At 58.5% G+C, this 20,096-nt stretch carries 26 protein-coding genes and 8 pseudogenes; 22 read left to right on the top strand and 12 right to left on the bottom strand.

Annotation, left to right across the window (positions count from 1 at the left end; all coding sequences use genetic code 11):
• Window positions 1-153: 153 nt before the first annotated feature.
• From GKE73_RS09520 to GKE73_RS09510, 3 genes are read left to right on the top strand one after another with little or no spacing between them, the layout of a single operon-like run.
• Entirely contained in the window at window positions 154-645 is a 492-nt protein-coding gene (locus GKE73_RS09520; RefSeq protein WP_230369874.1) for a sugar phosphate isomerase family, read from the top strand.
• Window positions 618-1,154 (top strand): hypothetical protein, encoded by a 537-nt coding sequence (locus GKE73_RS09515; RefSeq protein ID WP_230369873.1) that lies wholly within the window; start codon window positions 618-620, stop codon window positions 1,152-1,154. The genes GKE73_RS09520 and GKE73_RS09515 overlap by 28 nt, the downstream gene beginning before the upstream one ends.
• A complete protein-coding gene (locus GKE73_RS09510) occupies window positions 1,096-1,539 on the top strand; it encodes an acetyl-CoA hydrolase/transferase C-terminal domain-containing protein (RefSeq protein WP_230369872.1) in 444 nt (147 codons plus the stop codon). Before GKE73_RS09515 ends, GKE73_RS09510 begins: the two co-directional genes overlap by 59 nt.
• A 71-nt stretch (window positions 1,540-1,610) precedes the next feature.
• On the opposite strand, the gene GKE73_RS09505 is transcribed toward GKE73_RS09510, so the two are convergent.
• Window positions 1,611-1,778 (bottom strand): hypothetical protein, encoded by a 168-nt coding sequence (locus GKE73_RS09505; protein WP_230369871.1) that lies wholly within the window; start codon window positions 1,776-1,778, stop codon window positions 1,611-1,613.
• 158 nt (window positions 1,779-1,936) lie between these two features.
• On the opposite strand from GKE73_RS09505, the gene GKE73_RS09500 reads away from it, so the two are divergent.
• Window positions 1,937-2,221 carry a hypothetical protein gene (locus GKE73_RS09500; RefSeq protein ID WP_230369870.1) on the top strand — a complete coding sequence of 95 codons (285 nt, stop codon included), beginning with the start codon at window positions 1,937-1,939 and terminating at the stop codon, window positions 2,219-2,221.
• Window positions 2,222-2,345: 124 nt separating this feature from the next.
• On the opposite strand, the pseudogene thiC reads toward GKE73_RS09500, so the two are convergent.
• Together thiC and GKE73_RS09490 are read right to left on the bottom strand one after the other, a co-directional pair.
• Window positions 2,346-3,799 (bottom strand): annotated as a pseudogene (gene thiC, locus GKE73_RS09495) (phosphomethylpyrimidine synthase ThiC).
• A pseudogene (locus tag GKE73_RS09490) lies at window positions 3,776-4,220 on the bottom strand (phosphomethylpyrimidine synthase ThiC); the annotation flags it as partial. The pseudogenes thiC and GKE73_RS09490, both read right to left, overlap by 24 nt.
• Window positions 4,221-4,639: 419 nt before the next feature.
• On the opposite strand from GKE73_RS09490, the pseudogene GKE73_RS09485 reads away from it, so the two are divergent.
• The 6 genes and pseudogenes from GKE73_RS09485 (at window position 4,640) to GKE73_RS09460 (ending at window position 7,885) form a co-directional block, all read left to right on the top strand.
• Window positions 4,640-5,298: pseudogene (locus GKE73_RS09485) on the top strand (protein-L-isoaspartate O-methyltransferase family protein).
• Window positions 5,298-5,624: a rhodanese-like domain-containing protein gene (locus GKE73_RS09480; RefSeq protein ID WP_230369868.1), complete on the top strand. Its 327-nt coding sequence runs from the start codon at window positions 5,298-5,300 to the stop codon at window positions 5,622-5,624. The pseudogene GKE73_RS09485 and the gene GKE73_RS09480 overlap by 1 nt, the downstream one beginning before the upstream one ends.
• Window positions 5,625-5,712: 88 nt before the next feature.
• Window positions 5,713-6,469: pseudogene (gene ung / locus GKE73_RS09475) on the top strand (uracil-DNA glycosylase).
• Window positions 6,470-6,621: 152 nt separating this feature from the next.
• A pseudogene (locus tag GKE73_RS25645) lies at window positions 6,622-7,098 on the top strand (CNNM domain-containing protein); the annotation flags it as partial.
• A gap of 34 nt (window positions 7,099-7,132) precedes the next feature.
• Window positions 7,133-7,306, top strand: a pseudogene (locus GKE73_RS25640) (hypothetical protein); the annotation flags it as partial.
• Between the two features lie 54 nt (window positions 7,307-7,360).
• Window positions 7,361-7,885 carry a transporter associated domain-containing protein gene (locus tag GKE73_RS09460; RefSeq protein ID WP_245393836.1) on the top strand — a complete coding sequence of 175 codons (525 nt, stop codon included), beginning with the start codon at window positions 7,361-7,363 and terminating at the stop codon, window positions 7,883-7,885.
• 73 nt (window positions 7,886-7,958) lie between these two features.
• Here the strand turns inward: GKE73_RS09460 and GKE73_RS25635 are convergent, their stop codons facing one another.
• The 6 genes from GKE73_RS25635 to GKE73_RS09440 form a co-directional block, all read right to left on the bottom strand.
• Window positions 7,959-8,546: an acetyl-CoA hydrolase/transferase C-terminal domain-containing protein gene (locus GKE73_RS25635; protein WP_376767322.1), complete on the bottom strand. Its 588-nt coding sequence runs from the start codon at window positions 8,544-8,546 to the stop codon at window positions 7,959-7,961.
• Between the two features lie 218 nt (window positions 8,547-8,764).
• Window positions 8,765-9,190, bottom strand: coding sequence for a hypothetical protein (locus GKE73_RS25630; RefSeq protein WP_376767321.1), 426 nt, complete (start codon window positions 9,188-9,190; stop codon window positions 8,765-8,767).
• Window positions 9,148-9,411, bottom strand: a complete 264-nt coding sequence (locus tag GKE73_RS25625) for a hypothetical protein (RefSeq protein WP_376767319.1) — start codon at window positions 9,409-9,411, stop codon at window positions 9,148-9,150. Before GKE73_RS25625 ends, GKE73_RS25630 begins: the two co-directional genes overlap by 43 nt.
• A 483-nt stretch (window positions 9,412-9,894) precedes the next feature.
• The gene (locus GKE73_RS09450; protein ID WP_230369864.1) at window positions 9,895-10,035 is read right to left on the bottom strand and encodes a hypothetical protein; all 141 of its coding nucleotides are present in this window, start codon (window positions 10,033-10,035) and stop codon (window positions 9,895-9,897) included.
• Window positions 10,036-10,049: 14 nt separating this feature from the next.
• On the bottom strand, window positions 10,050-10,865 hold the full coding sequence (locus GKE73_RS09445) for an SDR family NAD(P)-dependent oxidoreductase (protein ID WP_230369863.1): 816 nt from the start codon (window positions 10,863-10,865) through the stop codon (window positions 10,050-10,052).
• Window positions 10,862-11,569, bottom strand: a complete 708-nt coding sequence (locus GKE73_RS09440; protein ID WP_230369862.1) for a glycosyltransferase family 2 protein — start codon at window positions 11,567-11,569, stop codon at window positions 10,862-10,864. The genes GKE73_RS09445 and GKE73_RS09440 overlap by 4 nt, the downstream gene beginning before the upstream one ends.
• A 548-nt stretch (window positions 11,570-12,117) precedes the next feature.
• Here GKE73_RS09440 and waaC point away from each other — a divergent pair.
• From waaC to GKE73_RS09400, 8 genes and pseudogenes are all read left to right on the top strand, one after another.
• Window positions 12,118-13,081 (top strand): annotated as a pseudogene (gene waaC, locus GKE73_RS09435) (lipopolysaccharide heptosyltransferase I).
• Window positions 13,078-14,367 carry a lipid IV(A) 3-deoxy-D-manno-octulosonic acid transferase gene (gene waaA, locus GKE73_RS09430; RefSeq protein ID WP_230369861.1) on the top strand — a complete coding sequence of 430 codons (1,290 nt, stop codon included), beginning with the start codon at window positions 13,078-13,080 and terminating at the stop codon, window positions 14,365-14,367. The pseudogene waaC and the gene waaA overlap by 4 nt, the downstream one beginning before the upstream one ends.
• Before the next feature lie 161 nt (window positions 14,368-14,528).
• Window positions 14,529-15,118, top strand: a pseudogene (gene ssuE / locus GKE73_RS25620) (NADPH-dependent FMN reductase).
• A gap of 93 nt (window positions 15,119-15,211) precedes the next feature.
• Window positions 15,212-15,445, top strand: a complete 234-nt coding sequence (locus tag GKE73_RS09420; RefSeq protein WP_230369860.1) for a hypothetical protein — start codon at window positions 15,212-15,214, stop codon at window positions 15,443-15,445.
• Window positions 15,408-16,061, top strand: a complete 654-nt coding sequence (ssuC, locus tag GKE73_RS09415) for an aliphatic sulfonate ABC transporter permease SsuC (protein WP_230369859.1) — start codon at window positions 15,408-15,410, stop codon at window positions 16,059-16,061. The genes GKE73_RS09420 and ssuC overlap by 38 nt, the downstream gene beginning before the upstream one ends.
• Window positions 16,062-16,072: 11 nt before the next feature.
• Window positions 16,073-16,426 carry an ATP-binding cassette domain-containing protein gene (locus GKE73_RS09410; RefSeq protein WP_230369858.1) on the top strand — a complete coding sequence of 118 codons (354 nt, stop codon included), beginning with the start codon at window positions 16,073-16,075 and terminating at the stop codon, window positions 16,424-16,426.
• Between the two features lie 35 nt (window positions 16,427-16,461).
• Complete coding sequence (locus tag GKE73_RS09405; protein ID WP_230369857.1) at window positions 16,462-16,707, top strand: P-loop NTPase family protein; 246 nt, start codon at window positions 16,462-16,464, stop codon at window positions 16,705-16,707.
• 29 nt (window positions 16,708-16,736) lie between these two features.
• Complete coding sequence (locus tag GKE73_RS09400; RefSeq protein ID WP_230369856.1) at window positions 16,737-16,952, top strand: TOBE domain-containing protein; 216 nt, start codon at window positions 16,737-16,739, stop codon at window positions 16,950-16,952.
• Between the two features lie 106 nt (window positions 16,953-17,058).
• Here GKE73_RS09400 and thiE read toward each other — a convergent pair whose 3' ends face one another.
• From thiE to thiD, 3 genes are read right to left on the bottom strand one after another with little or no spacing between them, the layout of a single operon-like run.
• Window positions 17,059-17,640, bottom strand: coding sequence for a thiamine phosphate synthase (gene thiE, locus GKE73_RS09395; protein WP_230369855.1), 582 nt, complete (start codon window positions 17,638-17,640; stop codon window positions 17,059-17,061).
• Window positions 17,627-17,800, bottom strand: coding sequence for a hydroxymethylpyrimidine/phosphomethylpyrimidine kinase (locus tag GKE73_RS26505; protein WP_230369854.1), 174 nt, complete (start codon window positions 17,798-17,800; stop codon window positions 17,627-17,629). Before GKE73_RS26505 ends, thiE begins: the two co-directional genes overlap by 14 nt.
• A gap of 2 nt (window positions 17,801-17,802) precedes the next feature.
• Window positions 17,803-18,405, bottom strand: a complete 603-nt coding sequence (gene thiD / locus GKE73_RS09385; protein WP_230369853.1) for a bifunctional hydroxymethylpyrimidine kinase/phosphomethylpyrimidine kinase — start codon at window positions 18,403-18,405, stop codon at window positions 17,803-17,805.
• Window positions 18,406-18,560: 155 nt separating this feature from the next.
• On the opposite strand from thiD, the gene GKE73_RS09380 reads away from it, so the two are divergent.
• The 4 genes from GKE73_RS09380 to GKE73_RS09365 all read left to right on the top strand — a co-directional run bounded on the left by GKE73_RS09380 (window position 18,561) and on the right by GKE73_RS09365 (window position 20,086).
• Complete coding sequence (locus GKE73_RS09380; protein ID WP_230369852.1) at window positions 18,561-18,725, top strand: rubredoxin; 165 nt, start codon at window positions 18,561-18,563, stop codon at window positions 18,723-18,725.
• 24 nt (window positions 18,726-18,749) lie between these two features.
• A complete protein-coding gene (locus GKE73_RS09375) occupies window positions 18,750-19,076 on the top strand; it encodes a hypothetical protein (protein ID WP_230369851.1) in 327 nt (108 codons plus the stop codon).
• Window positions 19,031-19,594, top strand: a complete 564-nt coding sequence (locus tag GKE73_RS09370; protein WP_230369850.1) for a M48 family metallopeptidase — start codon at window positions 19,031-19,033, stop codon at window positions 19,592-19,594. Before GKE73_RS09375 ends, GKE73_RS09370 begins: the two co-directional genes overlap by 46 nt.
• Before the next feature lie 75 nt (window positions 19,595-19,669).
• The gene (locus GKE73_RS09365; protein WP_230369849.1) at window positions 19,670-20,086 is read left to right on the top strand and encodes a CopD family protein; all 417 of its coding nucleotides are present in this window, start codon (window positions 19,670-19,672) and stop codon (window positions 20,084-20,086) included.
• The last annotated feature ends 10 nt before the right edge of the window (window positions 20,087-20,096 follow it).

Here is a 20,096-nt window from a genome sequence, read left to right as displayed (position 1 = left end):
AATAGGCCATTCTGGCCGCCGATTCGGCCAACCTTTGCCGCCCATTGCTGTCAGCCGCGCCGGTACGTGTCAAGTTGACGTAAACGTCAAGGTTATCGTGCCGCCACGGGCCATGACAGCAGGAGTATAATTAACGGCAATGGAATAAAAATAATGCCTAATCAACAGGCACCCCATGCCAAGCCGCATGTCGACGGACTGGCGCAACGCGATCGTTACGTAGGAAGGGAAACAACAGGTATGTCATCGGTACAGGACCTCTATCAACAGAAGCTGACCCACGCAGCAGAAGCCATTGGCCTCGTTCGCAACGGCGATTCCATCATTGTTCCCACCGGGATAGCCGAGCCGCCGGAACTGCTGACCGCCCTCTCCGAAAACCGCACCCACTTCAGAGACGTCAAGGTATGGCAATTGCTGGCCATGGGCAATTACGCCTATCTCGACCCGCAAACGGTTGAGCATGTCCGCCATGTGTCCTACTTCCTGAGCGGCACGGTACGCAAGGGTTGCCATGAAGGCTGGATCGACCTGCTGCCCAACCATTTCTCGGAAATCCCGCGCATGATCAAGCGCGAGGAAATCCCTGCCGATGTGGTCTTCTCCCGGCATCGCCGATGGACAGCAACGGTTTCTTCTCGCTGAGCACGGGTGCCGACTACACCATGGCCGCCGTTTCCAAGGCACGCGCCATCGTGCTGGAAGTAAATCCCAACGTACCGTTTGCCTATGGCGACTGCCACGTTCACATCTCGCAAGTATCGGCACTGGTGGAAAGCAACCAGCCGGTACGCAGCATTCCGCTGGGCGAAATCGGTGAAGTGGAACGCACCATCGGCGGCTACGTGGCTGACCTGATCAATGACGGTGACACCCTGCAAATCGGCTTTGGCGGCATCCCGGATGCGGTGGTCACCCAGCTGACCCACAAGCATGATCTGGGTATCCACACGGAAATGATCGGCGACGGCATCATCACCCTGCTGCAAAGCGGTGCCATCACCTGCAACAAGAAAAACTTCAATCGCGGCAAGATGATTGCCACCTTTGCCACTGGGCACCGATCTGCTCTACAAGGCGATGGATCACAACCTGATGCTGGAAATGCGTCCGGCCGACTACGTCAACGATCCGGCCATTGCCGGGCAGAATGACAATCTGGTTGCCATCAACGGTACGCTACAGGTCGACCTGATGGGTCAGTGTGGTTCGGAAAGTATCGGCCCGCGCTTCTATTCCAGCACCGGCGGTCAAACCGACTTCATCCGCGCCGCCAACCGCTCCAAGGGCGGTCGAGCCATGATCGTGACTCCGTCTACCGCCAAGAACGGCACCATTTCGCGCATTGTGCCGATGCTGACCGAAGGCACGCTGGTGTCGACCAGCAAGAACGACGTCAACTATGTGGTGACCGAATACGGTGTGGCGACGCTGCGTGGCAAAACCATCCGTCAGCGCGTACAGGAACTGATTGCGGTTGCCCATCCGGACTTCCGTGGTGAACTACTGGCTACGGCCAAAAAGATGAATCTGGCCTGATTTCGGCTCGGCCGGTTCATGCATCAAACGGCAGCCCTTGCGGCTGCCGTTTTTTATGCGCAGTCACTGGCTCACCGTCTGATGGCTGGTTGCCGGAGCGGTTGTGTCATCTTCAGCTCTTCGTGTGATTTGATGATGAAATAGCCGATGATCCAGCCAAACTTGGCCAGCGCCAACAGCATGCCGATCAGGCTCATGATGCCAGCCGGGGAACGCAGCAATTCGGTAAATAAAATCATGTTATGGCTCCTGTGTGGTTAACTGATGGAGCCATCATCGGTGCGCAAGGTTATGGTTAGCTTAACGCACTCGCGACAAATGTTAACAAGTGTGTCTGGGCAGCTGTGCCCGGGTTTGCTACGCTTGGGGCTGACCTTTTCACTTCATTGCTCACATCATGCGTCAATTCCGCCCTTGCCTCACCTTCGCCGCCTTGCTTTTGCTCGCTGCCTGCAGCGAAAAGCAAACCAGCCAATTGCAGCAAACCGCTTCCGCCGCCATCGGTGCCGTGCACAAGAGCGTAGAAGCCAGCAGCCAACCTCTGGGTGAACTGAAAAAACACGCCAGTGCGGCAGCAGGAGCCGCCGTGTTGCTCAATCCGCAATTGAAGGAAAAACTCGATCAGGTCAAACAGCAGGCTTCGGCCGCGCTGGGCGTGGTCCGTCACGCTCCGGGCGAGTAAGCCAACGCAAATCTAGCTTAGCCAGTTCGGCTGGCCCGGTTTGGCTTAAGGCCATAAAAAATCAGGCCGCAAGCGCTGTCAACGCTTGCGGCCTGTTGCTGTGGTGCCGATCAAGGCGAGCGGTTTATACCTTGTCGTACAGCTTGGCGCCGCCCTTAACAAATTCGATCGACTTCACTTCCATCCCCTTTTGCAGTGCCTCGTCTTCGGCCAACCCTTGCTGGGCGGCGAACTCGCGCACGTCCTGCGTGATCTTCATGCTGCAGAAATGCGGGCCGCACATTGAGCAGAAGTGCGCCACCTTGGCGCTGTCTTTCGGCAGCGTTTCGTCGTGGAAGTCGCGCGCCTTGTCCGGGTCCAGCCCCAGATTGAACTGGTCTTCCCAGCGGAATTCAAAACGCGCCTTGGACAAGGCGTTATCGCGAATCTGCGCGCCCGGATGGCCCTTGGCCAGATCGGCGGCGTGCGCGGCCAGCTTGTAGGTGATGATGCCTTCCTTGACGTCATCCTTGTTGGGTAGACCCAAGTGTTCCTTCTGCGTTACGTAGCACAGCATGGCGGTGCCATACCAGCCGATCTGCGCCGCGCCGATGGCCGAGGTGATGTGGTCATAACCCGGAGCGATGTCGGTGGTCAGCGGCCCCAGCGTGTAGAACGGCGCTTCATGGCACCACTCCAGTTCCTTGTCCATGTTCTCCTTGATCAACTGCATCGGAACATGGCCGGGCCTTCGATCATCACCTGCACATCGTGTTTCCGGGCAATCTGCGTCAGCTCACCCAGCGTTTTCAGTTCGCCCAGTTGCGCTTCATCATTGGCATCCCGGGCGCTGCCCGGACGCAAGCCATCACCCAGACTGAAGGCCACGTCGTAGGCCTTCATGATTTCGCAGATCTCTTCGAAGTGGGTGTAGAGGAAGTTTTCTTTATGATGCGCCAGACACCACTTGGCCAGAATAGAGCCGCCACGTGACACGATCCCGGTCATACGGTTGGCCGTAAGCGGTACATAACGCAGCAGCACGCCGAGCGTGGATGGTGAAGTAATCGACGCCCTGCTCGGCTTGTTCGATCAGCGTGTCGCGGAAAATTTCCCGGTCAGGTCTTCGGCCTTGCCGTTGACCTTTTCCAGCGCTTGGTAGATCGGCACCGTACCAATCGGCACCGGGCTGTTACGCAAAATCCACTCGCGCGTTTCATGGATGTTCTTGCCGGTGGACAGGTCCATGATGGTATCCGCGCCCCAGCGGATACCCCAGGTCATTTTGTCAACTTCTTCAGAAATCGAAGACGTTACCGCACTATTACCGATATTACCGTTTATTTTCACCAGAAAATTACGGCCGATGATCATCGGTTCGCTTTCCGGGTGATTGATGTTGCTAGGGATGATCGCACGACCGGCGGCCACTTCCTGACGCACAAATTCCGGGGTGATTTCCTCTACCAGACCAGCACCAAAGCTCTGCCCGGCATGTTGGCGCGTCATCAGTTCCAGCAGACGGCTGTTGCCGCTGGCTTTGAGCGACTCGATATATGCCCGGCGATTAAGGTTTTCGCGGATCGCCACGAACTCCATTTCCGGCGTAATGATCCCCTGTCGCGCGTAGTGCATCTGCGACACGTTTCGGCCAACCTTGGCACGGCGCGGCTGGCGTTTCAGGTTAAAGCGCAGTTCATCCAGCTTGCTGTCTGCCGCGCGGGCGCGGCCATATTCGCTGGACAGCGCTAAGCAGCACTTCGGTGTCGTCACGTTCTTCAATCCAGGCCGCACGCAGCGGAGCCAGCCCGGAACGGATGTCGATCTGCGCTTGCGGGTCGCTATACGCGCCGCTGGTGTCGTACACGTAAATCGGCGGGTTCTGTTCGCCGCCAAACTGGGTCGGCGTATCGGCTCGGCTAATTTCGCGCATCGGGACGCGAATATCCGGGCGGCTGCCCTCGACATAAATCTTGCGGGAATTGGGCAAAGGCTGGATGGCGGCACTATCCACCACCATCTGTTCGTTGAGTTTTACAGGCGTGTTCATCGTACTGTCTCCACCGGTTGATCCATAACGCTTGACTCGATGAAACAACGCAGGGGGCGGACACATGCCTAAGCAATATCAATGCGGCAGGATGAAGACGGCAAGAAACCGGCTTTCACGGTTCGCTTCCCTACGCCGGTATTAGCCGGGTCAGGTTCCAAGGGTGTTTCTCACCTGCCGCGCGATTTGACGCAACACCCGGTTTATTCGGCCAACTTTGGCGAAAAACCGGCAGGCAGGACCCCTAGCGATGCTGTGAAGGTAAGGTAAATGTGGGATAATCGCAAGTTGTCGTCATCAAGAGAAACCCGTCAAAACCGGTATAGCACAGCCTGTTGCAGGCAGCGCGCGGTTTTCGTCCGAGGTTTCTGCCCCTCCGGAGTGAGCTGATGGATTTTGAAAAAGCCCGTTTCAACATGGTCGAACAGCAAATTCGTCCGTGGGATGTCCTTGACCCTAAGGTTCTGGATCTGCTGTTTCACGTGAAACGTGAAGAGTTTGTCGATGCCGCCCAGCGCACGCTGGCTTTTGTCGATACCGAACTGCCGATGAAAAACGGCAGCAAGATGCTGCAGCCTAAACTGGAAGCGCGTCTGGCTCAGGACGTGGGCGTGCGCGCAGAAGACAAGGTGCTGGAAATTGGCACCGGCGCCGGTTATCTGACTGCCCTGCTGGCCAAACTCGGCTGCCACGTATACAGCGTGGAAATCGATGCCGACATCAAGGCACAGGCGGCTGAAAACCTGAAAAAGTAGGCATCAGCAACGTAACGCTGGTGGAAGGCAACGGTCTGGAAGGCCTGGCTTCGCAAGCACCGTTTGACGTCATCGTGGTTGGCGGTTCGCTGCCGGTGGTACCGGAAAACCTGAAGGCGCAGCTGGCCATTGGTGGCCGCATGATCGTGATCGTTGGCGACAAGCCGGTAATGACCACCAAGCTGATCAAACGCGAGAGTGAAACCGGTTTCAGCGAAACCAACCTGTTCGAAACCTGTATCGCGCGCCCGGCCAAGTACGAAGCCATCGAGCCGGAACGCTTCGCTTTCTGATGGTACGGGAAATTACGGCCAGTGATCTGGCCGCTTGGCTGGCAGATGCCACGCTGGAGCCGCCTTACCTGCTGGATGTTCGTGAAGACTGGGAAGTGGCGCTGGCCAAGATACCGGGTTCGGAACATATTCCGATGCACTTGGTACCGCTGCGCCAGTCCGAGCTGCCGGACGATCAACCGCTGGTCATCATCTGCCACCACGGCGTACGTAGCTATCAGGTTGGCATTTACCTGAGCGACGTCGGCTTTGCCGATGTGATTAGCCTGCGTGGTGGCGTGGAAGCGTGGGCCAACGAAGTCGACACCAGCATGGCGCACTACTAGCCAACACTTGTTATCGCCAGAGCCAAGGCCATTCGCGTGAATGGCCTTTTATTTTGAACCCACGGCATCGCCTCCGGTCTGATTCGGCATGAATACTGTACTGTCTGCAACATCCCTCTCACTTGATTATCTGGCACCAGCGCTGGCACGCGTGCATCCGGCACTGGGAAACGGTATTGACCGCGCCCGACGTGGCGCCCCGGCTGGTGCAGATCGACCGCGCCTTGAGCCAATTGGCCGCGGCAGGCAAAACCCTGTTCCCACCACGCCCATTGATATTCAATGCCCTGTCTTTTCAGGCACCAGAAGATGTGCGCGTGGTGATTCTGGGGCAAGACCCCTATCACGGCGCCGGTGAGGCCATGGGGTTGTCGTTTTCGGTTCCGCCCGGCGTGCGTATCCCGCCTTCGCTGCGCAATATCTACAAGGAAATGATGGCGGATCTGGGCGGTGGCAGCCCGGAAAGTGGCGATCTGAGCCATTGGGCGGCCCAAGGGGTATTACTGCTCAATAGCGTGCTGACCGTGGAACAGGATCGTGTAAGCAGTCATGCCAAAGTAGGCTGGCAAGCTGTTAGCGACGCGCTGATCGATGCCGTTAATCGCGACAATCCCGGCTGCGTGTTCCTGTTGTGGGGCAACTGGGCGCAAGGCAAGGCCGAACGTATCGACAGCCAGCGCCATCTGGTTCTCACCGCCGCGCACCCTTCGCCGCTGTCTGCCAGCCGCGGGTTTCATGGCTAGCGTAAGCATTTTTCCCGTGTCAATGCCCGGCTGGCTGCGCATGGCCGTCCCACGCTGGACTGGCACGCCGCCAGCGCCACACGGCAAACCAGCCTGTTCTGATCCTCACGGCCAGCCAGCGGCTGGTTGTGCGGCAAAACGCCCTTCCCAGCCGACGGGCATTCCCCTAAGCTTGAACGTCCCATCATTCAGTTAGCGCGATCGTGGATATTTTCATTTTGCTGTTGCTGATTCTCCTCAATGGCGTGTTTGCCATGTCGGAAATCGCTATCGTGTCGTCGCGTAAGATTCGCCTGCAACAATGGGCCGACGATGGCCACAAAGGCGCGCAGGCCGCGTTGCAGTTGGCCGAAGAACCCACCCGCTTTCTCTCCACCGTGCAGATCGGCATTACTTCCATCAGCATCCTGTCCGGGGTGTATGGCGAAGCGGCGATTGCCGAGCAATTACGCCACTGGTTGCAGGGCTATCCGCTGCTGGCACCGTATAGCAAACCGCTGTCGCTGACCCTGATGGTGATCTTCATCACCACCCTGTCGTTGATTCTGGGTGAACTGGTGCCCAAACGGCTGGCCATGCTCAATCCGGAAAAGGTGGCCATTGCCCTGTCGCGCCCAATGCGCTGGCTGTCACGCTCGGTGGCACCGCTGGTGCGGTTATTGAGTCAGGCCACCGACAGCGTGTTGCGGCTGATGGGCGCCCACCAAAGTCAGGAGCCATCGATCACCGAAGAAGAAATCCGCGTGCTGATGGAGCAAGGCGCGGATGAAGGCGTGTTCGACCGGGCGGAACAGGAACTGGTGGAAAACATCTTCCGCCCTGGACGACCGCCGCGTCGCGGCCATCATGACGCCGCGCAAGGACATCGTATCCATCGACATGGAAGACGCGCTGGCCGACAACCGCCAGCTGTTGCAGGCCAGCAGCTATTCACGTTTTCCGGTGTGCAAGGGTGGCATGGAACATGTGCTGGGCATTCTCGATTCCAAGCGCATGCTCAACCTGACGCTGTCCGGTCAACCGGTGGACTTTGCCGCCAACCTGCTGCCGCCGCTGTTCGTCCCGGCCACGGTTTCGCTCAAGCAACTGCTGGAACAGTTCAAGCTGTCACGCAGCCATATCGCGCTGGTGGTGGATGAATATGGCGAGCTGGAGGGGCTGGTGACCATGAACGATGTACTGGAAGCGATCGTCGGCGATCTTCCGGCAACCGGGCCGGAAGATGACGAAATTCTGCAACGCGAGGATGGCAGCTGGCTGATCGACGGCATGGTCTCGCTCGACCGTTTCCGCGAATTTTTCGACCTGAGCGACGTGACGCTGCCGGGCGAAGATACCGGCAACATCCACACGCTGGGCGGCGTCATGATGTTTGCGCTGGGACGGGTGCCGGTGGTGACTGATCGCTTTGACTGGGATGGCTTCACCTTCGAGATCATGGACATGGACAAGACACGTGTCGACAAGATCATGGTGGTACGTCACCCGCAAAGCGTCATGCAGATGAACGATAGCTGACCGGTTTTCGGCCAACCCTGACACGCAAAAAAGCCCGCCGAAGCGGGCTTTTTTAACAGCCAGAACCACAAGCTCAGGTAAGCAGCATGGAGCCGGTATCACGCAGGCGGATGTGCATTTCGTAAGCACGTTCCAGCGCATGCGGGGTTTGACCACCGTATTTGAGCGCATCCTTGTAGTAATCGCGCAGCACGTCGCGGTAGCTCGGATGAGCACAGTTTTCGATGATCAACGGTACGCGTTCGCGCGGCGACAGCGTACGCAGATCGGCCAGACCCTGTTCGGTCACGATGATGTCGACATCGTGCTCGTTGTGGTCCACGTGTGGCACCATCGGGACGATACTGGAGATCTTGCCGTCCTTGGCCACCGATTTGGTGGCGAAGATTGCCATGAAGGCGTTACGGGCAAAGTCACCGGAACCGCCAATGCCGTTCATCATGTGCGTGCCACGAACATGGGTGGAGTTGACGTTACCGTAGATGTCGGCTTCCAGCGCGGTGTTCAGGGCGATCAGGCCCAGACGGCGGATCACTTCCGGATGGTTGCTGACTTCTTGCGGACGCAACACCAGCTTGTTGCGGTACTGGTCGAGGTTCTTGAAGACCTTTTCCTGCATCGCCTTGGACACGGTGATGGACGAACAGGAAGCAAAGTTCATCTTGCTTAAGCATCCATCAGTTCGAAGGTGGAGTCCTGCAGCACTTCAGAGTACATCTCCAGATTTTCGAACGGCGAATTCTTGAAGCCGGTCAGCACGGCGTTGGCAATGGTGCCGATACCGGACTGAATGGTAAGCAGCTGTGCTTAAGCATGCGGCCACGTTTCACTTCGTGGATGAAGAATTCGATCAGGTGATTGGCAATCATCTGGGTTTCTTCATCGGCTTAGCATGGCGTTGGACGCACTGTCCGGCGTATCGGTGATGATGATGGCGGCAATCTTGGCCGGGTCAATCTTCACTTCGGTGGTGCCGACGCGGTCAGCGGCGTTCATGATCGGCAGCGGTTCGCGGTTCGGACGACGACCCGGAATCCAGATGTCGTGCATGCCTTCAAAGCCCAGCGGCTGCGACAGGTTGATCTCGACGATCACCTTTTCCGCCAGGATGGCAAAGCTGGCCGAGTTACCCACCGACGAACTGGGCACGATGCCGCCGTTTTCGGTAATCGATACGGCTTCAATCACGGCCACATCCAGCTTGCCGTAAACACCGGCACGCAGGAATTCCACCGTTTCCGACAAGTGCTGGTCGGTAAACATCACGTCGCCGTGGTTGATGGCGCCACGCAGCGTGGTATCCACCGGAACGGCAGACGGCGTGCCAAGATGCCGGATTCGGTCAGGGTTTTGTCGGAATCATGACCCAGCGAGGCACCGGTGATCAGCGTCACCTTCATCGGATGCTCTTTGGCGCGCTTGGCCATGGCAATCGGCATGTCCTTGGCATCACCCGCACGGGTAAAACCACTCATGCCAACCACCATGCCGTCATCAATCAGTTTGGCGGCTTCATCAGCGCTCATGACTCGGTCCATGAGCGAACGCATGCGAATGCGGTCTTCGTACATTCTAGCTATCCCTTGACGTTGACTGTATGAGGAGTCCCGGCAGTTATGCCCTGCGGCCTGCGGTGGCGGAACATCGTGGTTCCGTCTTGTTATGGGGGACTCGGCCTCGGTATGAGGTCTTGTGGTGTTATCTACTTAACGTAAACGTTAGCCAGTAAAGCGGCCGACGCTTACGCCGGAAAGGGCCACATCGGGAGGCCGCCATTTACCCTCTGTTGGGGTGATTATGGCAAGCCCGGAGCACACAGCCATTCCCGGAAGCCCAACATGATAAACCGAAATCGGCGCTTGTCAGCGGGAAAACGGCAGCAAGCTGCACTTTTTCTGCGCTTTTTTTATCAGCTTCATCAATTTGTCTTATCGACAACACAGTGTCGATGCCATTTGGCAGGCAACAGCGCAGTGAGGTTGGCCAAAGTTCGGCCAACCTTGTCGTCGTCAGTCTTGCTGATGGTAGGCGCGATACCAGTCGACAAAACGCTGCATGCCAACACGTAGCGGCGTATCGGGCGAGAACCCTACCGCGGCGCGCAGACGGGCGGTATCGGCATAGGTGATCGGCACATCGCCATCCTGCATCGGGTAGTACTCTTTTACCGCTTCCGGCCGCAGGATTGCTCAATGGCTTCAATGAACGCCATCAGCTCCACCGGGTTGTGGTTGCCGATGTTGTAGACGGCAAACGGCACTGCGCCGCTGGCCGGATGGCGCATCACGCGCAAGATGCCTTCCACGATGTCGTCGATGTAAGTGAAATCACGCTGCATCTTGCCGTGGTTGAACACCTTGATCGGCTTGCCGTTGAGAATGGCCTCGGTAAACAGCCACGGCGCCATGTCTGGTCGTCCCCACGGGCCGTATACCGTGAAAAAGCGCAGCCCGGTGATCGGGTACTGGTAGAGATGGGCGTAGCTGTGCGCCATCACTTCGTTGGCTTTCTTGGTGGCGGCGTAGAAGCTGACCGGTTCATCCACGCGGTCGTCTTCGCTGAACGGCACTTTGGCATTTTTGCCGTACACACTGCTGGAGCTGGCAAACACCAGATGCTTGACCGGGTACTGGCGACAGGCTTCCGGGATGTTGGTCATGCCCACCAGATTGCTTTGCGCGTAGACGTGCGGGTTCTGGATGGAATAGCGCACGCCAGCCTGAGCCGCCAGATGAATCACGTAATCGAAGCCCTGAGCCTCGTACAGCGCGCGTACGGCGTTCCAGTCAGCCAGATCCAGTTGCTGGAAGAAAAAGCCGTCACGGCCGGTTAACGTGGCAAGACGAGCCTGTTTCAGCTCCACAGCGTAGTAATCGTTCAGGTTATCGACCCCAACGACGCTGATGCCGCCTTCGTTGAGCAGGCGATCACAGACCGCACGTCCGATGAAACCGGCGGCGCCGGTGACCAGAATTTTCATGAGTGTTTCTCCAGACGACGCAGTTCGATCAGCTTGGCGTATTTGATATAGCTGTTGAAACAGCCAATGCTGATGTGTACCAGCCCCGGTACGCCATCGAGAAAGCCGCGTCGTAGTACATAGAATTTGAAAAAGCGCAGCAGCGGGCTGAACAGCAGTTTCGGCCAACCTACGCGTTTGCCGCGCCGGTGCAGCGTTTCTGCCTGCAGCGTGGTGTAGCGGTTTTGCTTGCTCAGGTAGAGCGCAATGTCTTCACCCGATTCGTGCATCAGGTCGTGTTTGAGGTTTTCCACAGGCAGATCGCTGATCACGTATTCATGCACCAGATCATCTGACCAGCGGGCATGTCGTCGATCAAACAGCCGCAGACTCCAGTCCGGATAGCCTTCTCCGTGTTTCAGGAAACGACCCATAAAACGGTTGCAACGGGGAAAACGATAGGCTTCTGCCTGTGGATTGTTCAGTAATTCCTTGATTTCCAATTGCAATTCTGTCGATAGCCATTCATCCGCATCCAGACACAACACCCAGTCGTGGCTGGCTTGCTGTACCGCAAATTGCTTTTGTGGGCCGAATCCCAACCAGTCCTGGTGGATAACTTTAGCGTGATAGGCAGAGGCTATGGCCAGAGTCTGGTCAGTACTGCCTGAATCGACAATCACCAGTTCATTCGCCCAGCTGACGCTTTGCAAGGTTTGTTCCAATTGCCTCGGCTGCATTTTTGGTAATGATGACCACGCTAAGTGCGACTCGCATCTTTTCTTAGTATTCCCGTAATTATTTTGATGAAACTGGTAGAACATCACTGATTACTGTGGATAACCATGTTTTCCTGTTTTAATTCAGCTGATTACCTTGCTACAAAAGCTGTTGTCCAACGTGTGATTGTCGCTTTGATCAGTTGTGGATAGTTTTATCGCGTTCTGTATTTCGTGCTTTATCCACATGCTGTGCGTAAGCTGTGCCAACAGGTCTGTGAACGGGCATTTTCTGCAGACGTCGTCAGTTAATCATTACCGCATTATTTATTTGATAAAACTGATGATATCAGCCGTTTCTGTGGATAACCGTGAAAAACATCAATCACTTCAGTTGTTTGCCTTGTTGATGAGCATGGGATTGTTTTGGTGCACGATGATCTGACAGGATGTGGATAAAATGCAGGAAAGTTATTCACAACCAGTTATCCACAAATGCTCTGCGTGGATTTTACTTGGTTAACCACAGGCCCGCTCGTACAATGCGCGCCATGATGAATGTGCTGATTGTGCGCACCTCGTCGATGGGCGACCTTATCCACACCGGTATTAGCCATTACCGAACTGAAAGCGCACTACCCCAATTTCCGCATTGCCTGGTTGGCCGAAGAAAGTTTTGCCGACATGGCTCGCCTGCACCCGGCTGTGGCGCAGGTGATTCCGCTTGCCTCGGCGGCGCTGGCGCAAGCATTTGTGGCAGCTCGCAACCTGGCGTGAAATCGCCGCGTTGCGCCAGACACTGCGCGCCACGCGCTGGGAATTGGTGGTGGATAGCCGGGGCCTGCTCAAAAGCGCCATCCCGGCCAAATGGGCCAAGGCGCCGTTGACCGGCTACAACTGGCAGAGCATTCGCGAGCCACTGGCTAGCCTGCTCTATGACAAACGTCATCAGGTGAGCAAGGATTTGTCGGCCATCGAGCGTAACCGCCAGCTGTTTGGCAAGATTTTTGGTTACACGCCGCAAGGTGAACCGGTTTTTGGCGTGCAGCCGGGCGAACGGCCATCGTGGCTGCTGTCCGGGCGTTACGCGGTGTTGCTGCATGCCACCAGCCGGGCTTCCAAGGAATGGCCGGAAGCGCACTGGATCGCGCTGGGCAAGCAGCTGGCGCAGCAGCACGACATGGTGCTGGTGTTGCCGTGGGGCAATGCGGCAGAGAAACAACGGGCAGAGCGCCTGGCCGCTGCGTTGCTTTAACGGCGGTGGTAGCGCCGAAATTATCGCTGCTGGAGGCCGCCGGGCTGATCGGACACGCCAGCGCGGTGATCGGCGTGGATACTGGCCTCACCCATCTGGCCAATGCACTCAAGGTGCCGCTGGTGGCGATCTATACCGATACCGATCCGCACAAGACCGGCGTGGTGGAAACCGCGCAGGCGACCAATCTGGGCAACATTGGCCAATGTCCGTCGGTGGATGAAGTATTGGGCGCCTTACAGGCACGGCAGGGCTGGCAATGAGCTGGCAGCGCACGCTGTATTCGGCACTGTGGACGCTGGCGCTGCCGCTGGTGCGCCGCTACCTGAAAAAACGTGCGCAAAAAGCCCCGGCGTATCTGCAGCATTGGGACGAGCGTTTCGGCCAACCTTGTAAGCCGCGAGCCACAGGCGCGATCTGGGTGCATGCGGTTTCCGTCGGCGAAACGCGTGCGGCGCTGCCGCTGGTCAACGCCTTGCGGGCGCGCTGGCCGGAGGCGCCGTTGTTGCTGACGCAGATGACGCCCACCGGCCGCGCCACTGCCGAGCAGCTGTTTCCCGATGCCGAAGTGCGTTATCTGCCGTACGACCGGCCGCAAGCCGTACGCCGTTTTTTGCAGGCCTATCAGCCGCGCTTTGGCGTGCTGATGGAAACCGAATTGTGGCCAAACCTGATGCACGCGGCGCAGCAGGCGCATGTTCCGCTGTTTCTGGTCAACGCCCGCCTGTCGGCCAAATCGCTCAATGGTTATCGCAAGATCCGCAGCCTGATTGGCCCGGCGCTGGCGGCGCTGACGGCCATTGCCGCGCAAAGTGCGGGTGACGCCGAACGGCTGCAACAGCTGGGTGGACCGCTACCGCAGGTGTGCGGCAATACCAAGTACGATTTCACCCCGCCCGCCGACAAACTGGCGCTGGGCCAGATCTTCAGGCAACGAATCGGTGCGCGGCCGGTGCTGGTGTGTGCCAGCACGCGCGACGGCGAGGAAGCGTTGATCCTGCAAGCCTGGCAGGAGGCGGCAGACCAGCTGGGCGATACCTTGCTGGTGTTGGTCCCGCGCCATCCGGAACGCTTCGACAGCGTGGTGCAGTTGGCCGAAAACCTCGGTTTCCCGCTGCAACGGCGTAGTGATGAGCAGCCGCTGGCGCCGACCACGCGCGTCTGGCTGGGCGATAGCATGGGCGAGTTGTTTGCCTACTACGCCGCCGCCGATGTTGCCTTTGTCGGCGGTAGCCTGTTGCCGCTGGGTGGGCAAAATCTGATCGAACCGGCCAGCATCGGTCTGCCGGTGCTGTTTGGCCCGTCGATGTTCAATTTTGCCGAAGCCAGCGCACACGCCCTCGCCGCCGGGGCCGCCCGTCAGGTGGCTGATGCGGCGCAACTGGTGACTACCGCCCGGCAACTGCTGGCTGATCCCGCTACACGCCAAAGCATGCACACCGCAGCGCTTGCCTTTACCGCCGCGCACCGTGGCGCCTGTGCGCGCATCGTGACGATGATTGATGCCGCGCTGGCGTCTGCTTCCCCCGACAAACGTCGACTAAGCTGATCTGTCCCTCTTTTTTCTGGTGGCGAGCCACCTGCCCTGCGCTATATATTTTTTCTGCAATTCATATCAATTTTTTATAATTTCCAGTGATAAATAGGCGCTGTTATCTTGTGCCTCAAACGAGGTTGCGTTTGATAACTCAAGATAGCTAAAGGTGCCGCATGTACGTTGTTGCTTTGCTGGGTAGCCCCAGCCGTCCTTCTCGCACTGCCCGGTTGGTGGACGCCGCGATCCCGCTGTTGCGTGAACAAGGTGTGGAAACCGTGGTGATCAGCGTGTACGACTTCGCGGCGGAAGACATTCTCTATGGCCGTTTCGATAGCCCGGCCATCAAGAACCTGCAGCAACTGGTCAAGCAGTCCGCCTGATCGTGGCTACTCCGGTCTACAAGGCCGCCTATGCCGGTGCGCTCAAACTGTTGCTGGATGTGTTGCCGGAAGGCGCGCTGGAGCACAAACCGGTGCTGCCACTGGTGAGCGGTGGTACGGCGGCACACCTGCTGGCGGTGGACTATGCGGTCAAACCGGTGCTGGGCGCACTCAAGGCGCAGGAAATTCACAGCGGCGTGTTCGCGGTGGAAAGCCAGCTATCGGTATCGCCCAGCGGCCAGCCGGTATTGGTGCCAGAGCTGGCAACACGGCTGACCAAGGCCGTGGCGAGCTTTGCCGATAACCTCAAAACCCTGCATCCCCCTCTGCCCGGTCCTAATGAACTGCGCGACAGCCTGGTGGCGTTGCGCGTCAGTGTCTGATCGGGGTCTGGTCAGGGCCGCTGCCTGCTGGCGGTGATTCGGCCAACCCTGAATCGCTATCTGCCTACTTAGTTGTTTTTCAGGACATCCATCATGAATGTTTTCCGGTTTTTCTCTTGGCATGGGGGCAGCCCGAGCGTGGCGCCGCCGTTTTCGTTTTCAAACATCGGCCGCGCCATCGTCCGCCACGGCTTGCCGTGGCTGGTGCCGCTGCTGCTGGTTGTGGTGTGGCAAGTGGCCTCGGCGCTTGGCTGGATCAATCATCGTGTGTTGTTAAGCGCCGCTGGAGGTGGTCAAGGCCGGGGTGGAGCTGACGGTCAGCGGTGATATCTGGACGCATCTGAAGATCAGCTTCTGGCGTGTCAGCGTCGGGTTTGCCATTGGTGGCAGCCTGGGTTTGCTGCTGGGCCTGATCAGCGGGTTGTCGAAACTGGGTGAAGGCGTGCTGGATACCTCTCTGCAAATGCTGCGCAATATTCCGCCGTTGGCGCTGATTCCGCTGGTGATCCTGTGGTTTGGCATCGATGAATCGGCCAAGGTGTTTCTGGTGGCGTTTGGCGTGCTGTTTCCGCTTTATCTGAATACCTATCACGGTATCCGCACCATCGATCCGGCCTTGTTGGAAATGGCGCGCAGCTACGGTTTGCAGGGTTTTGCCCTGTTCCGGCACGTGCTGTTGCCGGGGGCGTTGCCGTCCATTCTGGTTGGCGTGCGTTACGCGCTGGGCATTGCCCGGATCATCCTGATCGTGGCGGAAACCATTTCGGCCAACAGTGGCATCGGCTATCTGGCGATGAATGCACGCGAATTCCTGCAGACCGAAGTGGTGGTGCTGGCGATTCTGCTGTACGCCCTGTTGGGCAAGCTGGTGGACATGCTGGCGCGGGCGATCGAACGGCGCAGCCTGCGCTGGCATCCGTCCTATCAGACCAGTGGGCAATAAGGAGAATACTCATGAGTGCACGTGACACGCTGCAAGAGAGCGCCGTGGTGCTCAGTGGCCTGACCAAGCGGTTTGGCGAGCGCACCGTGCTGAACGGGCTGGATCTGCATATCCCGGTCGGCCAGTTTGTGGCGGTGGTCGGGCGCTCTGGCTGCGGCAAGAGCACGCTGTTGCGGCTGGTGGCCGCGCTGGAACAGCCCGATGAGGGGCTACTGGCTAACCGTGATGCCGATCAGGTGCGGGTGATGTTTCAGGATGCCCGCCTGCTGCCGTGGAAAACGGTACTGGACAACGTCGGGCTGGGCTTGCGCGGTGATTGGCAAGCGCGGGCGCAACACGCGCTGCAAGAAGTTGGCCTCGGCTGATCGAGCGGCTGTGGCAGCAATACCGGTGCACCACCTTGCTGGTCACGCATGACGTCAGCGAAGCGGTGGCATTGGCCGACCGGGTGGTACTGATCGAAGACGGCAAGGTGGGGCTGGATCTGGCGATTGACCTGCCGCGCCCGCGTGACCGTGCTCACCCGCGTTTTGTCGCGCTGGAAAGCGAGGTACTGGCCCGTGTGCTGCAACAACAACCGTCGGCCACGGAAAGTGTCGAGCCGACTCCCGTCATCAGCCCGTTGCAATTGCACTGGGCGTTGTAACCCCGATAACCCGCTAAAGGACCACTGACATGAGCATCAAATCCATCAATGTACGTAACCAGTTCAAAGGCACCATCAAGGAAATCATCGAAGGCCCGGTGCTGTCGGAAGTGGATGTCGAAACCCCGGCTGGCATTGTCACCTCGGTCATCACCACCCGTTCCATTCGCGAACTGCAACTGCAGCCCGGCTCCGACGTGATTGCCTTCGTCAAATCTACCGAGGTGTCGATCGCCAAGCTGTAACGCTGGCTGGATTGGCAAAAAAGCCCACCGTTTGGCGGTGGGCTTTTTTTGTTACGTGGGCGCGGTGCGTCAGGCGGCCGGATAAAGCCCGGCCAGTGCGCTGGCGCTAGCAGCCGGATCGGCGGTATCGAACAAGCCGCCAATCACGGCCAGCATATCGGCGCCCGCCGTCACCACCGGGGGCATTGTCCGCTGTGATGCCGCCAATGGCGACGCTGGCCACGCCCAATGGTTTGGCGGCGGCAAACAGTGTCAGCGGCGCGGCGCAGGCATCGGGTTTGGTTTGCGAGGGAAACACCGCACCAAAGGCGATATAGCTGGCCCCGGCTGCCACGGCGTTTTCGGCCAACTGTAAATCGTTGTAGCAGGAGGCGCCGACGATGGCGCCGGGGCCGAGCCGGGCGCGCGCTTCGGCGACCGCGGCGTCGGTTCGGCCAACGTGTACGCCATCGGCCCCCACCGCCAGTGCCAGCTCGATGTCATCGTTGATGATGAAGGCCACATCCTGACTGCGACACAGGCTGGCCAGCAGGTTGGCCTGCCACAGACGGCGTACGGTATCGCCGCTCTTGTTGCGGTATTGCAGCAGCCGCACGCCATGCGGCAGCACGTTACTGACCTGTTCGATCAGCCATTCGCTGTCGTCGCTGTCCGGGGTGATGGCATACAGCCCTTCAAGCCTTGTCATGGCCGGACCTTTCTTCCTCTTCCGCATCGGCGCGCGCCCAGAACAGCCGGTCGGGAATGAACTGGCCCATGCCCAGACGCATGCCGTTGAGCAGGGTCTGGTAGGTGTAGTCCTGCGCCTCGCGCACTGCTTCCGGCATTTGCAGGCCGGAGGCCAACATGCTTAAGCAATGGCCGAGGCCAGCGTGCAGCCGGAGCCGTGATAGCTGTGCGGCAGCCGCTCCCAGCGGTCGGCGCGAATCACCTTGCTGCCTTGCATACCGCCATGGCCGTACAGGGTATTGACCACTTCACGCGTGTTGTCGTGCGTACCGGTAATCAGCAGGTGCTGGCAACCGAGTGCCAATAAGCGCGTGGCGCATTGTTCCAGCGACAGCTCTTCATCCTCATCCGGGTCGTTGCTGGCCAGACGGCGTGCCTCGATGGTGTTGGGCGTGAGGATGGATACCTGCGGGATCAGCATGTCGCGCAGCGCGCTGGCCAGATCTTCATCGGCCAGTTCATTGCCGCCGCCACTGGCCAGCACCGGGTCGAGTACGACCGGGATGTCGGGATAGTCGGCCAGCAGCTGTGCCACCACGGCGACGTTTTCCACGCTGCCGAGCATGCCGATCTTGAAGGCCGCCACCGGGATGTCTTCCAGCAGGAAGCGCGCCTGATCATTGACCCAGTCGGCTTCCATCACCATGAAATCGTCCACGCCTACGGTATCCTGCACGGTGACGGCGGTAATCACCGACAGGGGGTGGCAACCGAGGCTCGCCAACGTCAGAATATCGGCCTGAATACCGGCACCGCCCGAGGGATCGGAGCTAAGCCAGCGTCAGTACAGCCGGTGGAGGGGGTAAAGTGGACAAGGCTTAACCTCTTTGCGATGGCAAGATTTACAATTGTTATTTTAACCGACTAAAGGGTAAAGGTATGCGTACCTGGATGTGTCTGATCTGCGGTTTCATCTATGACGAGGAAACCGGCCGTCCGGAAGACGGCATTGCGCCGGGCACCGTGTGGGAAGACGTGCCACCCAACTGGACTTGCCCGGATTGCGACGCGCGCAAGGAAGACTTTGAAATGGTGGAAATCTGATCCGGTAAAACCGGCAGAATGACGGTGACGGGAACGATCTTCATGCAGAAATTCTGGAAGAAAACGCTAACCGCCGTGTTGACCGTGGCCGCGCTGGCAGGTTGCGCACAGGTCAATACCACCCAGTCCGGCGTGGTCGGCATTAACCGTAAACAGACCATGTTCTTGTCGGCGCAGGAGGTCGAACAGCTGTCGGCCAAATCCTATGCGCAGCAAGTGACGCAGGCGCGGCAAAGCGGCAAGCTCAATCGCGACCCACAACTGACCGCGCGCGTGCGGCGGGTGGCCAAGCGGCTGATTGCCCGGTGGGCACATTCCGCCCGGATGCGGTGCGCTGGCGCTGGGACGTGAATGTGGCAGACAGTCAGGAACTCAACGCCTACGCCATGGTAGGCGGCAAGATCATGGTGTATTCCGGCTTGGTGAAAACGCTGAAACTGAGCGACGACGAACTGGCCGCCGTGATGGGCCATGAGATGGCGCACGCCTTGCGTGAGCACTCGCGCGAGGGCATGAGCCGGGCGTATGCGCAGAACATGGGCTTGTCGATCTTTGGTTCTCTTGCCGGGTTGAATCAGGGGCAGATGAAGGCCGTTTCGACCGTGGCGGATGTGGCGCTGTCCAAGCCGCACAGCCGCACCATGGAAAGCGAGGCGGACGTGATCGGTCTGGAGCTGATGGCGCGCGTAAGCTACAACCCCAATGCGGCGGTGAATGTCTGGAACAAGATGCAGTCCATTGGTGGTGGCAGCCGCATGCCGGAGTTCCTGTCCACCCACCCGTCCGGCAGTTCGCGCATTCAGGAGCTGCAGGCGCATATCCCGCAGGTGATGCCATTATATCTGGCGGCGACGCCTAACCGCCGTTAAGCACACGTTTCACGTGAAACCGGCACAGGTTGGCCGAACAGGCCTTGGCCTGTGCCGGTGATGATGGAGTTTGAATTGGCTTACCTTTATTTCAAGGCGTTCCACATCATCTTTGTGGTGTCGTGGTTTGCCGGGCTGTTTTACCTGCCGCGTATTTTCGTCAATCTGGCCATGGTAAGCGAAGGTGCCGAATACGACCGGCTGTTGCTGATGGCGCGAAAGCTGTACCGCTTTGTCACGCCCATCGGCCTGCTGGCGCTGGTGTTCGGGCTGGTGTTGTGGCTGGGCTATGGCATCAGCGGTGCGTGGATGCACGCCAAGCTGACGCTGGTGGCTGGGCTGGTGGCTTACCATTTTTATTGTGGCAAGCTGTACCGCGATTTTGTCGCCCATCAGAATCACAAAAACCATGTCTGGTTCCGTTTCTTTAACGAGATTCCGGTGCTGGCGCTGGTGGCGGTGGTGATTCTGGTAGTGGTCAAACCGTTTTAAGCAGAAAGCA

Source organism: Paludibacterium denitrificans (assembly GCF_009707705.1).
In the GTDB taxonomy this organism is placed as follows: Bacteria; Pseudomonadota; Gammaproteobacteria; order Burkholderiales; family Chromobacteriaceae; genus Paludibacterium_A; species Paludibacterium_A denitrificans.
Note: the sequence above shows the minus strand (reverse complement) of the source record. Positions and strands in the feature narration are given on the sequence as shown.